This window comes from Corynebacterium kroppenstedtii, from assembly GCF_016894245.1.
In the GTDB taxonomy this organism is placed as follows: Bacteria; Actinomycetota; Actinomycetes; order Mycobacteriales; family Mycobacteriaceae; genus Corynebacterium.
This window is the reverse complement of the sequence record NZ_CP069792.1, coordinates 1,424,196-1,439,041: the sequence shown is the minus strand read 5'-3', so window position 1 is coordinate 1,439,041 and position 14,846 is coordinate 1,424,196. Positions and strand designations below refer to the sequence as shown.

10 protein-coding genes are annotated in these 14,846 nt (G+C 55.0%); 4 read left to right on the top strand and 6 right to left on the bottom strand.

The genetic code is table 11. The features are described from left to right. Positions 1–59: 59 nt before the first annotated feature. The 5 genes from I6J23_RS06290 to I6J23_RS06270 form a co-directional block, all read right to left on the bottom strand. Positions 60–3,740: an ATP-dependent helicase gene (locus I6J23_RS06290; protein ID WP_204581352.1), complete on the bottom strand. Its 3,681-nt coding sequence runs from the start codon at positions 3,738–3,740 to the stop codon at positions 60–62. A 94-nt stretch (positions 3,741–3,834) separates the two neighbouring features. Then, positions 3,835–7,362 carry an ATP-dependent DNA helicase gene (locus tag I6J23_RS06285; protein ID WP_204581351.1) on the bottom strand — a complete coding sequence of 1,176 codons (3,528 nt, stop codon included), beginning with the start codon at positions 7,360–7,362 and terminating at the stop codon, positions 3,835–3,837. An 83-nt stretch (positions 7,363–7,445) separates the two neighbouring features. Further along, entirely contained in the window at positions 7,446–8,381 is a 936-nt protein-coding gene (locus I6J23_RS06280; RefSeq protein WP_204581350.1) for a TIGR02569 family protein, read from the bottom strand. Between the two features lie 36 nt (positions 8,382–8,417). Next, on the bottom strand, positions 8,418–9,464 hold the full coding sequence (locus I6J23_RS06275) for a DUF3152 domain-containing protein (RefSeq protein WP_204581349.1): 1,047 nt from the start codon (positions 9,462–9,464) through the stop codon (positions 8,418–8,420). An 82-nt stretch (positions 9,465–9,546) separates the two neighbouring features. Beyond that, positions 9,547–9,780 (bottom strand): DUF3107 domain-containing protein, encoded by a 234-nt coding sequence (locus tag I6J23_RS06270; RefSeq protein ID WP_412523807.1) that lies wholly within the window; start codon positions 9,778–9,780, stop codon positions 9,547–9,549. Between the two features lie 145 nt (positions 9,781–9,925). Here I6J23_RS06270 and I6J23_RS06265 point away from each other — a divergent pair, with 145 nt between their 5' ends. Together I6J23_RS06265 and I6J23_RS06260 are read left to right on the top strand one after the other, a co-directional pair. After that, complete coding sequence (locus I6J23_RS06265; RefSeq protein WP_239454854.1) at positions 9,926–11,602, top strand: DEAD/DEAH box helicase; 1,677 nt, start codon at positions 9,926–9,928, stop codon at positions 11,600–11,602. A gap of 108 nt (positions 11,603–11,710) precedes the next feature. After that, complete coding sequence (locus I6J23_RS06260; protein WP_204581348.1) at positions 11,711–13,057, top strand: Rv3212 family protein; 1,347 nt, start codon at positions 11,711–11,713, stop codon at positions 13,055–13,057. Positions 13,058–13,074: 17 nt separating this feature from the next. Here the strand turns inward: I6J23_RS06260 and I6J23_RS06255 are convergent, their stop codons facing one another. Beyond that, positions 13,075–13,623: a hypothetical protein gene (locus I6J23_RS06255; protein ID WP_239454853.1), complete on the bottom strand. Its 549-nt coding sequence runs from the start codon at positions 13,621–13,623 to the stop codon at positions 13,075–13,077. A 572-nt stretch (positions 13,624–14,195) separates the two neighbouring features. Between I6J23_RS06255 and I6J23_RS06250 the strand changes: the two genes are divergently transcribed. Together I6J23_RS06250 and I6J23_RS10915 are read left to right on the top strand one after the other, a co-directional pair. Further along, positions 14,196–14,456: a WhiB family transcriptional regulator gene (locus I6J23_RS06250; protein WP_046202645.1), complete on the top strand. Its 261-nt coding sequence runs from the start codon at positions 14,196–14,198 to the stop codon at positions 14,454–14,456. A 223-nt stretch (positions 14,457–14,679) separates the two neighbouring features. Beyond that, entirely contained in the window at positions 14,680–14,754 is a 75-nt protein-coding gene (locus I6J23_RS10915; RefSeq protein WP_012732104.1) for a 50S ribosomal protein bL37, read from the top strand. Positions 14,755–14,846: the final 92 nt, after the last annotated feature.

The following is a 14,846-nucleotide window of genomic DNA, read 5'->3' as shown; positions in this document are numbered from 1 at the left end:
AATTTCAGGGACAGGTGCAAACTGTCCTCCCCCATTACGTCGCACGTTCACACGGTTACTCACTGCATACTATCGCCAGATTGTTCATTATCTGAGTCGTCCAGTGTAGAAAGGACACTCTGAGCGAGTTCGTCCGGGGATGGTAAGTCAGTGGGTTCGTAGGTCTCGTTAAGCCTGACGTAGTGAAAAGCTGCCCTGATAGTGGCGTTCGGTGTACCTGTGTCAGCTAACTGTCGGCGCAGAGCTTCTTTATACATCGCAAGTTGGATCTCTGCTCTTTTCATATCTTGACCAGTAGGTTTCTTACCAGTCTTCCAGTCGACGATGAACCATTCTGGTGTGCCATTCTTCTCGCTCTTGAAGATGGCATCCATGCGGCCACGGATGAAGTAGCCTCCCAGATTCAGAGTAAATGGGCGTTCAACGTCCCACGCTGTTTTCCCAGCCCATGGTGACTTCATAAATGCTTTTTTGAGGTGATCGAGTTCGGGCTGAGAGATAGGAATATCGTCGTCGCTATCCTCCATTGCGCCTAGCAATTCATCATCGTCGATGAGCGCAGAGGCACCGCCCAGCTCTGCCTCCAACCAGTTATGAAATGCCGTGCCTCTCTTGGCGTATGGGTTGGGTTTGAAGGGCACTGGCCGAGCACGACGACGCGCAAATGCTTCGGGGTCAGCTGAAGCTAGCATCATTTCCGAGGTCGTCAACTCCAAACCGAGGGGAACATCGGTGTGGCTCACGTAGGCGGCTCGTGCTTCTTCGATCAGTGCGGTGGTCTCATTTTCCCACGTGGCGGCCAAAGTACCGGGGTCCGCCTGTGGCGTGTAGCCCTTTCCGGGGTCAGCAGACTCAGCCTTGAGATCTTCCATAGCTGCCCGTACTAACTCAGCTGCTTTGTCGACGGCTTCACGACGCTCTCCTAGCGGATCGGATGGCCATATAGGAGCTTCACTCTGAGGTTCATCGCTCACGGTCTCTAAAGGCGGTTCCGTGAGGTCGAGGTTCCACGTTGGGTGATCTCCACCGGAATGTGCTGTGATCCGAAGTGGCTCCTCTGCATGAGTTGCTTGGAGTTCTTCGAAACGCGCATTGACATCAATGCCCAATTTGCCTGCGACGATGTTCTGGACCTGAAAGAAGCGGTGTGACTTCTGAAGGTAGTTTTTACTAGCTGGGTTAACACTGTGCCCGGAAACAAGCAGTCGGCGCGCACTCCTAGTGATGGCTACGTAAAAGAGGAAATCAGAATCCCTTATGTCAACGCTCTCAATCTCTTTTTTATATTCTTTTTCTGCTGACTGAATGTCCTTCCATGTCGCCAGCTCGGTGTCCTTGAATACAGGGAAGCCTAGTGGGTTAGCGGGTGAACGGGGGTCGCCTCGGAGCGCGGAGGGCAGAATTTTCGAGCTTCGCAACCACGTCCCGGTCCAGTTTCCTTTTTTCTTCCCCTTCTTCTGCTTCGAACCTGAACTTAGATCTGGACTGTTATACGTTGAGTCATCACAAAACGGAACAGCAACGACATCCCATTCCAATCCCTTCGCACTGTGAACAGTGAGAATTTGAACCTGATCCGAATGAACAGAGACTTCTCCGGCTTCTATAGTCGTTCCCGGTGCCTCATCCGCCGCTCTTAGATACTCGAGAAATTCCTGTGTACTTCCCCCACGTGCTGTGAAGTCTTCGGCAACATCACGTAGTCGATCAAGGTGAATGGTTCCTGCGGCACCATCCTCGGACGGATCTTGGCGAGCAAGCACCTCAGTTCTGATGCTTAAGGTGCTCTCAATCTGGGCAAGAAGGTCCGGAAGCGGCACCGTCATACTCTGCCGACGCAGCCACCGCAGTTCAGCTGATAATGCCTGTAACCGCATGCGCCCTTCATCGCTGAACGCCGATTTATTTCCCTGGTCTGATGATATTCCAAGATCCGCAATTGCATCAGCCAGACTAACTTCCGTTCCATCTCCCGGAAGTTCAAGCTCGTTAGCTTTTTCTTCAAATATTTCGATGGAATCAATTTCTTTGTGTTTCGATTTCCTCGTCCCGGATTGATTGTCGGATCCTCGAGCAAGGTCCTTAGCCCTGTTACTGAGGGTTTTGATATCCCGGGTTCCCATCCGCCATCGCGGGCTACTGAGCACTTCGAGCGTAGCTTCATCATCACTTGGATCAACCACTACTCGCAGTACAGACAAGACCTCCCTGACTTCGGGGATGTCATAGAGTGAGTCTGGCGACATACCAACGGGAATGCCTCGCTTCATAAGAGCTTCAGCAAATGGGGTTATGTGGTCATTTTTTCGCACAAGGATCGCGCCTGTAAATGGCTTAGTTGGCTCACCCTGTGACTTATTCTGCATCGCAGATCGGTATTCCTGTTCAAAAACGTCGGCAACCCACTCGACTTCATCGCGCTCATCTAGAGCCCATTTCACGGAGACGACCCCAGCGCTACCTTCTTTACCGCTACTCAACGTCGGTACAAGTGCCGAAGAGTCAGCGTCAACAGCATCAAAGCCACAGCCTTCCCCACCAGACAAGGCATCGTGCGATATAGCATTGGCTAGTTCGAGTACTTCATCCGGGTTGCGAAATGATTGAGAGAGAGCCCTCTTTTCACAGGGAACAAGAACACCACCCTGATACCGGGGAAAATCATCCAGGAATTGATACAAATTGCCGGGGCTTGCACCACGGAAACCGTAGATACTTTGCATTGGGTCCCCCACCGCTGTCACCCCAACAGGTTTATCGACTGAACCCGTGGCCTCTAAGTCAGGCTGAGAACCAAAAAGACTACTTAAAAAAGCATGCTGTGCGTAGTTGGTGTCCTGATATTCGTCGAGGAAAATAGCATGGTACCGCGTACGCAATTCCTGTCCTATCTCAGGGTACTTTCGGACTAGCTGCGTAGCTTTTGCAGTAATCTGTCCATACGTCATCAGCAGTTTGTCAGAGAGTCTCTTGTAGAACTCTTGCTGATATTTAAGAAGCATCAAGCGATCTTGATGAGGTGTACAGAGTTTATTTACATCGCTTTTCAGCCTGCCACGGTTTGAACCGCGTGTGGAGATAACGCCTTCTGCGTTCACGACGTTGTCAATAAATGCCTGGGATTCGTCAATCACTTGTTGAGGAGTCGCCAGGTGGTTGTCCATCGCTTCAGACAGCGCGAGCATGTATTGTCTGGCGGTCGATTTTGCCTGTGAAAAGCTACAGTCATCGGACTCATCCTCGTATCCGAGATCGCTGATGACTCGGTTAGCGGTTAACCATTGTTCCGGGCCATCAGCTACTTGAGCAGCTGGTTCGATAGGCAAGAGGAGACCGAATTCGTGAACGACCTTCTGCATAAAAGAGTCATAGGTGACCACCGTTTGCTGGATGTCGTGCATGTTTTTCCGGCGTGGGTCATTCGGAGGAAGGGATTGGATGAGGTCGCTCGCAGCCAGTTGAGTGAGACGATGGCGAATACGAGTATTAAGTTCACCCGCAGCTTTTCGGGTGAATGTTAGGCCCAGTATTTGATCCGTGGATACCCATCCATTAGCGACGAGAAAGACCGCACGTGCTGCCATCGTCTCGGTCTTTCCAGCACCCGCGCCTGCGACAACGAGCTGTGGCTCTAAATCTGCCTCAATGACAGCAGCTTGCTCGCGTGTAGGTACAGGGCGGTGTAACGCCTCAGCAATGTCTTTCGCGTGAAAAGCAATCCCATCGGGAATGTGGGGCATGGGGATATCATCCAATCTCTTTACCAACGGTGTTCATAAATATGGTTGATGGAAAATGGTGCTAGGCATCGAAAACGTAGACCTCGGAATCGAGCTAATCCGCGTCTTCGATATTCGACGAGGAGAAACTCGGGGCCAATGCGGATTTTCTGACCAGCACACGGCTAAGGGAACGAGCGCGAGAGTTCTGATCTGGTTGAGAATCAGAACTGCCAGCGAAGTGCGGGCCCGCCATAACAAGTGCAAGATCAACGAGCTGGCTAGCCCATCCGTCAACATCGTCGTTTGTCAACGGATCCTGGACAGTAGGCTTCCGCGGATTTTTATGAGGGTAAATAAGTTCCGCGCCTGCCAAACAATTGTCCGCTGAGCATTCCTCCGACATACGAGAAGAAGACAGGGAGGACACAGAGCTGGAGGGAGTATTCTGCGGATCTATCGATTTGGCCACCGCGGTCTGATAAGTCTTGAGTTGTGGATTATCAGGTATATCCTTTGCTACCTGATTGCCTGTTTTGAAATCGATAATGTAGTACTTTCCAACGTCACTGATCTCGAGACGATCAATTTTCCCTCTGACATAGACATCGTCGCCTGAGCTTGTCTGGCCGATCCGGGACTCAATTACTTGTTCAACCTCTGCGTGGCCGGTTACAGCCGCATATCGAAGATGTAGCTTTTCCACCAGACGGTCGAACATGTCCGTCCACTTATCGATTTGATCGTGCTTTTTCCACGTGAGAGTCCCTAAAAGACGAGGTACTGTCGCTAAAAAGACATCGCGAACGTCCCCCTCATCGACCCCGCGCTCCATAGCCTCAGCCGCCATGTGGGTTAATGTACCTAGCAGAGTTGCAGTAGTATCGCGGCCTGCGGTTTCGACACTCTGTAGAAAAGCCTCAAGCGGGCATTCGAGGTATCTTTCCACCTGAGATGGACTAATAAAGTACGCAGTCTCGGGGTCATGCAGATTCTTAGTCGTCGATAACTCCTGAGCACCCCACCAATGATCAGGGTTGGCTGCTGTGATCACCGATTCCCTAGAAGGTGCGTCACCCGCCGCTAAAGCCAGACGGGCTAGCTGCCGAGCAGCATGGTGTCGCTCATGACCAGACGAGTCCTCAGACTCAACTACACGCCTAAGTTCGGCGATGAGGGAATCCGGTGATAGAACTCGTGGAAATTCGCACTCTGGAAGTACTGACAGCGGGGACTGAGTCTGCGACCCACCGCTGCTTGTAAGAGCTCGTAAGTCAGCACTATCAGAGGACTCAGCATCGGGCTCACCGTGCGAACTCGCTAAAGCTTGATCGCCTGCAAGCTCTTCCAAGAACCGGGAGCGTATATCTGCGTCGCTATCAACTGTTCCGTCGTCTGAGACATGAGGTCCTACAGCTGTCACCAGCAAGGATCGGCGTGCGCGTGTCACTGCTACCAAGAACAGGCGGCGCTCTTCAGCCAAGCGATCGTCATACCGGCCACGCCTATTCTCGGGACGGCCCGGTTCGACACCACGATCCAAAAAATCAACAAATTCTTCTTGCCGAAAGATAGTTCCCGTCTCGGACAGCGACGGCCATACATCTTCCTGTAAACCAGCAACGACGACGGTATCCCACTCTTTTCCTACGGTGGCGTGGGCCGGAGACACGTCGACCGCTTCTCGAACCGGACCACGTCTATCACGAGCCCCCGTCGGTAATTCTTGTTCCACGATAAATCGAACGAACGAGGTTATCGTGCTGTGTGGATGACGTTCAACATAATCCCCAGCGGCATCAAATAAAGACATGACAGCGTCCAAATGCTGGTCGGCCATCGATCCCACAGCACCGCCCCGTAGCGATTGATTAGCCAACGCTTCCGACAAACCAGCTGCATCCCATACCGCCCACAAGATTGCCTCAACACTCTCACCGCCATAGAAGGCTTCCTGACCAGCTTGAATGACGCTGCGCACCCGCATGATCAGATCTTTTTCCCGGGCAGTGAGGTTCTCTGTGAGATCAATAAGCTCACCGCCTAAGAGAATGAACCGCAGGGCATCAATCGCGCGAAAAACCGAGCGGCCGTAATCTTCATCGTCGGTCGTAGTTATGGCCGTCAGCTCAGCCGCTCTTACGGGATTATCAAACTCAACTTTCATGAACCCACGACGAAGACCGCGCAAAATACAGCGGAAGGTAATTGGGTCCCCGCCACCGATCGGGCTGAGGACCAGTCGCTCTAGCTCGTCGTTTGTAAGGTCTTCACCAACCGCGCACCTGACCGCTTGCAGAATTGCCCGAACCATCGGTTGTTCCAACAAGACAATCTCCGTGGGATCATCAGCTACTGGCACCCCCGCCGCCAATAGCCCCCGCCTCATCGGTGCAGCTTGACTCTTTGAACGAACAATAACGGCAATGTCTTTCCACTGAACATTATCGACGATATGGGCGCGCCGAACGCGATCCACCACCGCAGCGACCTCCGCAGATGGTGAAACAAGAACCCGCACATCGGCCTCACCGAATTCGGCACTATGGTCGGATAACCGCTCGGCGTCCTGATGCCGGATTTCTTTCGCCCACCTTAAGCTTTCGGGGTGGCGCGTCGCGTCGGCTACGCGGGCAGCCAGTTCGGCTACCGGAGGAGCCAGTCGTTTGGTCCCCGACAAATGGATAGTATTTTCTGTTTTCGCCAGCTTGTCCGCGTACGTCGTGCTGCCACCACGAAATCGAAACACTGACTCCGATTGCTCGCTAGCAACTAGCGTTAGTCGCGCACGAGATCGGAAACGTTCCACCAGCTCTGACGACAGAGGATCGAAGAACTGGGAATCGTCGATAAGAATGACATCGAAGTTTAACGACTCTGCTAATTCTTCATCACTGTCCAGGGCATCAACTGCAGCACGGACGAGCTCTGAGGCGTTAAGAGCATTCGACCCCATGAGACGAGCCGTGGCTCGATACTCATCGTAAAAGTCAGCGGCAGCACTCCATTCATCACGAGAACAGCCCTGGCCATACTGCCGAAGTTCCTCCGACGTACACCCCCGCTCAGCTACACGTAGCAAAAAGTCACGGAGCTGACGGGCAAAACCAAGAGTTGTCAGAGCAGACCGCAACCGCTCTGGCCATATATCCGCCCCTCTTTCGCTGTGCTCACGGAGCATGTCACGAACCAGAGAGTCATGTTCTGCACCTGTTAATAAGCGCGGAGCAAGCGCTCCCGGTGTATGCGCCGCTTGATGGCGTAATACAGCAAAAGCAAACGAGTGCACTGACCGGGCGATCAAGCCGGAAAACACTCTCTCTATCGCAATATCATTATCGAACTCTTGTTCGATTGCACTTAAAAGCCACCGATTAGTCTGTACAGCAGCCTCTTTCGACGCAGTGAGAAATAAGATCGAATCCGGATTTGTGCCGGACATGATCTCCGCCCGGGCAACATCCCGTAAAAACGACGAACGCCCGGCACCAGGTCCACCTTTTACCACAAACGTCCCTGATGAAGAGCCTGCTAAGTTGATAACGTCCGACGCTATCCCCTGCCACTGGAATTCAGTGTGAGCGGCAGTTTCTTTAGTCGGGTGGATGTGGAGCGGTCTCCGTGTAGGCGTCGATGTCAACATGGTGCTGATTATTGCACTTGGCTAGGACACGCTAGATCATTTTTCGTTCACGTCACCTAGAAACGCTCGACGCAACCGCTGCCCTACGACGTGCGCGCCCCAGAACCGCGACGCGCACGGACGACCTCAACCATGCGTCCCAACCCCACCAGTGAGCTCTCCTTAGCATCGGGATGCAGCGCGTGGACGAACAACCGATAGAGCACCGCGCGAACCATCATTTCGTCGAAGTCCGGCAGGTGTGACCACCGCGCTGCTAAACCGTCGTCGGCATTTCCCCAGGCCATCCCGTCGACGACGGTCAACGCAACGGGCCACGCATGCGGATGAAACACCGGCGGAATCTCGGTCACAACGGCCGGGGAGGAACCATCAAACACCGTCGTCCCGACCATGTCGGAGGACACCACGCGGTTCGGAGCCTGCACTTCGTCACGCAATGCCGCCACCGAGGACGCCAACTCCAATGCCTGAGCAACGGTAGAACTCGCCACTGCGGAGACGTCGAGCCCCGGCGCGATCACCTGCGATGGGTCCTCGGAAAACGCCGCCTGATCGGCTGCGGCGAAGAGGTGTTGCGTTGTCCACGGGCGTTCGTCGAGGTCAATCTGCGGGAGTGGGTTCTCGCTGAAACGGTTGTTTCCGCCCACCCCCATCGCCTGGTCGATCGATTCCGACAGCAGAAGCGATGCGGCGGCGATTTCATCAAACCGCGGAGCGGGGTGCCCCTGTACCCATGTATCCGCGTGCCACCCTCCGAGGATGTAGCGTCCATCAGAGGAGCTCAGTGGGCGGACGACGCCAATCCCCGATGGCTTCAATTTGTGGCGCATTTTCGCCGACCAAATTGCCGTATCCGCATGGTGTGCGCGTCGAAGAACGGCGGATTGAACTTTCCACCCGTACCCCCATTCGCGCCCCAAGAGTTCGGGGGTTCCGCGATCTGCCCGGAAGCCCATCAGGATGGGGTCCGACGGTGGGGCCATGTCATGAAGTGGTGTCGGCTCCGCTGAAGTCATGGGTTCCATCCTTAAGTACGTTCTGTCCCTTACGCACTACGATTTCGACGCTTGCGGGTACGGCCATGCATTGTATTTACAGACTTTATTGTCCTCGGGGTACACCTGGGCGGATTCTTTATCAAGCTTATGCAATGGGTTATTAGCCAACCCCAGTGTCTGCTGCATCATGATAGGCGCTAAACCGCCATCGTCTTCACATGCTTTGTGGTGAGCGTAGCCGATTCCGTGCCCGACCTCGTGGTTGATCATGTATTCGCGATATGAACCAAGATCCCCATTAAAAGCCCCAGAGCCACCAACCCACCGGGCCTCATTGAGAACAACACGATTACCTGCCGCGGTAAAACAACTTGTTTCTATTTTGATGCTATCCCCACATGCCTGGCGGGCTGTTTCCGGACTGGAAATCTGGATGCGCAGATCGGGCGACTGTGTCGGATCATCGATATCGATGTGTTCAAACGCGATGTTCTTATCGTGTGTCCAGCTCCGAGGATCGGAAAGGGTGCTATCTATCATCGTCGAGATCGCGTCGTCCCCACCGTAACTATTGGTATCGAGCCCATTTTCAGCCTCGATAACAAATTTCACACGTTTGGTTTTACCCTCGCCGACCTTCATCCCAGGTTTACCGATCGCACGGTACGTCCCCTCACCAGCCTCGGTGTACGGGCCACCTTTAGGCAACTCCTTCTGCAGGCCTTTTTCTACCTCTGGCGAGGACGGAACCGGATTATCACCCAGCCCATGGGGGCCATCGCCTTGTGCCCCATCACCATCACCCTGGCTAAAGGGAGAATCTTGCACTGTCGACGCGCGAAATGGGTTCCCTACCCCTGTCATGGCAGCAACAATCAACCACAGGACAAGTACCGCGACAACAGGAATAACTAGCGCGCCCCAGCCCCATCGACGGGCGAGCAAGATTGGTGTGGATTCCGCAGGGGCGGCTCTCCCGGACCGGCGTTTCTTCCTCAAAGGGGTACGGGTCATCGGCGCAGGGCCGTCGGGGTCGATAGCAGAGTTGTTAGCGCGACCGGCACTAGCGCGATCACGGTGCACGTCGTTGTTGTGGCTCATTCGATAATGACTCTTTAGGGGATACCTCGTGGGGCGGAAACGCGAAGCCAGCGGGCGAATAGTAAAACAGCGGGTACGTTGTTTACGCGAAGCCGACGGGGCGGGCGGACTCTGTGCCGATTTCTACGTAGGCAATGGCGGCACGGCGAATCAAATGGGTGTGTCCTTTGGCATCATCGATGCTCAACACAGCGCTGGTATCCGTCGGCTTGGACAAGGCGTCGTTAATTGTGTTGGTGATTTCTTCTTTTTTCCCCTTGGCATTAATGACCAGTTCACGGGGGTTATCTGTAAAACCAATCTTGATTTCCATCATCAATCCTTATCATCAACGTCAGGGTTTTCTCTATGGCGCCTATGACCTGATCAGGACAGCACCATAACGGCTATTTTTGGCAGATGCGAACACGCCTCACCAGCCCAGCACCGGCCATTGTAGGCACCACGATAGGATAACCACCATGACGGACAAGCGGCGTTCGCAGCAAACACGTACATCATCGCGACGGCGGAGAGCTGTCCGGCGTTCATCACGCTCGGCAGCGCCTCGGACGACATCACCTAATCAAGGGACGAACAATACCACTCCCGCGGCCACCTTCGCTCCCAAGGACGCGCCCGACCCCAATAACGTGACCGCGAATGTTAATGCAGCCGCTTCCAACACCACACCACAGCCCATTGACATCGCACGCTGGGGAACAGCGCAATCGGGAACAGAGCAATCCGGAACACCGACGTTTGAGGAACTCGGCGTAGCGGCAGAAATCGTCGACGCGCTGGCCGAACACGGTATCACGCACACATTTGCTATCCAGGAGCTCACTCTACCTCTGGCCCTCGACGGTAAAGACCTCATCGGACAAGCGCGAACCGGGATGGGGAAAACGCTGGCATACGGGGTGCCACTGCTTGATCGCATTTTTGACGACGCGGCCATCCCCGAGCTGGACGGAACGCCTAGAGCATTAGTCGTCGCCCCCACCCGCGAGCTGGCCTACCAGGTTGCCGATGACCTCACTCTGGCCGCGAGGCATCTGGCCAATTTCAATGAGGAGCATCGTTCACTGCGCGTGACCACGATTTGTGGCGGCCATCCCTTTGAGAAGCAGATCGCACAGCTCCGCGAGGGAACAGACTGCATCGTCGGCACACCGGGTCGACTGCTGGATTTGTGCAAGAACCGTGAGCTCAACCTCTCCCACGTCGCTGTTCTGGTACTCGACGAAGCCGACGAAATGCTTGACCTCGGTTTCCTTCCCGATATCGAGAAAATCCTTCAACAGGTTCCTGAGAAGCGCCAAACGATGTTGTTCTCGGCGACAATGCCAGCGCCAATCATGGCCTTGGCCAGGACTTTTATGAATAAGCCTGTGCATATCCGCGCTGAGGGTACGGATGATTCGACGACGCACACGACCACGAAGCAAGTGGCGTTTAAGAATCATAAGCTCAACAAGCTGGCCACCTTGTCCGCAATTTTGCAGGCGCATAATCGAGGCCGAACCATCATTTTCACGCGCACCAAGCGCTCCGCCGCTGATGTTGCCGATGACCTCGCCCAACGTGGTTTCCTCGTCGGCGCGGTCCATGGCGATATGGCTCAGCCTGCGCGGGAAAAATCCCTTAACGCCTTCCGCAGCAAGAAGATTGAGGTTCTCGTCGCGACGGATGTTGCAGCTCGTGGCATCGACGTGGACGACGTTACCCACGTCATCAACTATCAAGTGCCGGACGACGCGATGACCTATGTGCACCGTATCGGCAGAACTGGCCGCGCGGGGCACACCGGAACAGCGGTGACCCTGGTCGGTTGGGATGAGGTCGCCAAGTGGAAAGTCATCGATGACGAACTCGACCTCAACATCGGCGAACTGGATGAGTGGTTTTCGACGTCACCTGAGTTGCGTGAGGCTTTAGACATTCCCGATGACGTTGACGAACGTGTCGGAGAATCCCGGCCGGTCTATGGCGGCGCAAAGGCGCTGAGCCCGCAGAGGAAGAGCGCGAAGCGAGCCTCTCGCCCGCGTCGTGATAACCGGCGTCAAGGCGATCCCCACCGACGGTCTGAGTCGCGATCGCGTCGTTCACGGTCCGGATCCCGTTCGCATTCCCACTCCCGGTCGCAACGTCGTTAATAACGATTCACCCCGCCGTGCTCGACAATGAAACGTTGTAAGCACTGTCGTAAGCAACAGTGAAGCCCAATGAGGGTGGCGCTGACATCACACGTAAGGTCACAGTTTATGAAGAGTTTCAGGCCCCGGGTTCCGGCGGAACGTTCTACGCGCACTGACCGGATCGCAGTAGCTGTAATCACACTCATTGTGGTCGTGTGGCTCCTCGGGGTGTGGGTGACATCTGAGGCCCGTCATTCTCACCTCTCCACCGCGGACAGCGCACCCCAAGCTGAAGACCAGCTCACTAGTGTCCCCGCCCAACTACACCGAACGTGGACCCACGAGATTTCCGGCCCCGCCCCTGAAGGCCCTGTTGTCAGCGGCCCGACAGTTGTGGCAACAGAAGAGAAAAAAGTGGAAGGCCTGGACCCAGCCACAGGATCGGTCCGGTGGTCATACACCCGCAACCAAAACCTTTGCGGGATAACGGCATCATTCTCTCAAATTATCCCCGTCTTCAAAGGTCCTGGGGGCTGTGGTGAAGTCAGCTCTCTCGACGACGCGACTGGTGAATACTCGCATAGCCGGGAGTCGGCGAACTCGGGCCCCGTCTCAATGGTGCGTTCCAACGATAACGTCGGTGTCGTCACACCTACCCGGATGGAACTGTGGCGTAATGATCTCGTGCGCACAGTTGAATTCGGCGATGTCGAAGACCAAGCCGAACCTGATATGCAGCCCTTCCCCCATTGCACTATCCGTTCCGCACTAACCCGATCTGACTTACTCGCCGTCGTCGAAAATTGTCCCGACGACAAAGACACCGAGGGCCACGCTATGTTCCGGCTGATGAAAGCTGTGCCGGATGATTCCCGCAAGCCTGAAATGATTAAGTCGTACAACCTAGGTGCCGACACCGCGCAGATTGTTGCCATTAGTGAAAGCAAAGCGGCCGTGTACGTGGACGCACCTACGCCCCGAATTGACGTCGTTGATAAGAAAGGCCATGTGACCTCATCCCAGGTTGTCGAACCATCCCCCCTAATCAAAGCCCACAAGCGTGCTAACGCGGATGCCGCTGGCAAGGGAAAACCCAAGAACACCTTCGAACCCGCTATTAACGATGGCCCTCACAACATGTTCTGGTGGGATGGAGAGCGTCTTTACGCCTTCGACCCCGAGGACCTTTCCGTTCAGTTTGTTGTTGCCGATGCGTTAGGAACTGGCGATGTCGTCGGCGATAATCACCTTCTAGTACCTGTTAAGGGAGGCGTTAGCGTCGTCGATACTAAGAAGGGCGAGGCGGGTAAAACTATCCCAGTCAATAGGGCTTCCAGGGGTGATGCCGTGTCTACCGGTGGGGATGACTCCACAGCCATTGCCGACGCCGTGAGCTTGCGCGTGGCAGGCAAAACTATTGTGGAACGGCAGGGTAACGCCCTGGTGGGATATCGTTCCGAGAACGCGGATTAATGCAGGCTGGTGGCCGGCTATTGACCGTAACGTGATGCCGCCCAGGACACGGCGGCGGGGTTAAAGATAAGCCCGAGGCCGACCAAGGACACAAGAAGGGTGGGAATACCCAGGTCCGGCCGGGATGAGGAGAGCATATACCAGGCCACCGGCAGAAGAAGCATATTCAGCATTGCCACCGGAGCGCGCCCCCACCGCTTACCACGCGTCAACGCCCATCCGGCCGCAGCAACAGCGCCGAAGATGATGACGAACCATAACGCCGTTCCATAACCACTGCCCCAGCTGGCCAACACTCCCTCAACTTTCGCATCGCCATCGCCTTGTCCCCGGGCGGTTTGAATGACCATCACAATGGCGGCGACCAGCCCCACAGCACCTTCTATTAGACCGACGTAACCTGCCCACTTCACGGTCGACGGGAGCGTAAATTCTGCCTCCCGGGCATCCTTATGTTGGTCGTGTGCCGCCTGTGCATCTTTGCGGGATTGTTCTGGCGACGGCCGCTGGTCAGATTTCCGTCGCACACCACGATTGACGGAACGCTTCTTACGGGAACTAGACACACGCTCACTGTAGCAACCTCGGCCCAGACGACGCCCCAGACGCGGGTTGACCGTCGTCAATCAGGCCGGCTGACATACCGCGGCTAACTCAGGCGGAACGCGAGTGTGAAACATGGGCATATAAAGCCGTTCCACCCCTCAGCTACCCTATGTTTACCTTTTATTTCCGTGATATTCACCTGAATATCCAGCGCTTTTAAGGTGACACTCTGTCGCTTTTTATCCTTAAGGAAGCTATTACAAACAATCCAAATAATGCTAGAGGCTGACGACTCACTGTCAAAACTAGTTCCTGTGACTTTTAACACAATTTACCCCCGAACCCTAGAAATGCTGGCCAAGCCGTGCCATAGTTTCCAAGTACGCACATCAGCGAGACACACGTTTCTGCTGACGAAGGTGCTGCTTCGAGGACTAGATCCCGGATTTTTCCCGGTATCCCTCACCTAATCCACATTCGACGCCATGGCCATGGCTGCTTTTGGCGTGCCTGCCGGCCGAAGCATCGGCCGAGTTAGCGATAACCGGACACAGTACCTTCCACCCCCACCACACGTAACAAGGAGAATTTCATGGATTGGCGCCACAAAGCCGTTTGTCGTGATGAAGACCCCGAGCTTTTCTTCCCCGTCGGAAACTCCGGCCCCGCACTGGCACAAATCGCTCGTGCGAAAGTTGTTTGCAACCGTTGCCCAGTAACCTCGCAGTGCCTCGCCTGGGCCATCGAAACCGGCCAGGACGCCGGTGTCTGGGGTGGTATGAGCGAAGACGAGCGACGCACCCTGAAGCGCCGCCGCAACCGCAACAACTCGCGTCGTCGCGCTACGGTCTAAAGCTCATTCACTTCGCGACGCGGCCCAAAAAACCCGTCAGCTCACCTGGCGATCCGCGACACATAACTGAAACCCGGGACTAGACCGCGTTAGCTATCACAATGGCCATTCGATAAAATCACCTTCCTATGGCGTCGTGACCGCCCGCGCGTGGCCCGGCCCCTAAAAAGACGACGTGCACTGCACGTGCACTGCCCCCCCAATCAAGTAAAGGAGAGCCGCGATGAGCAAACGTGGACGCAAACGCAAGGACCGTCGCAAGAAGAAGGCTAACCACGGCAAGCGCCCCAGCGCATAAAGTCCCTGGTGGAGCTGCCGAATAGCTTACGCAATTCATAGTAAAAAGGGTGAACCCATCATCGGGTTCACCCTTTTTTCGTCTCATGAACA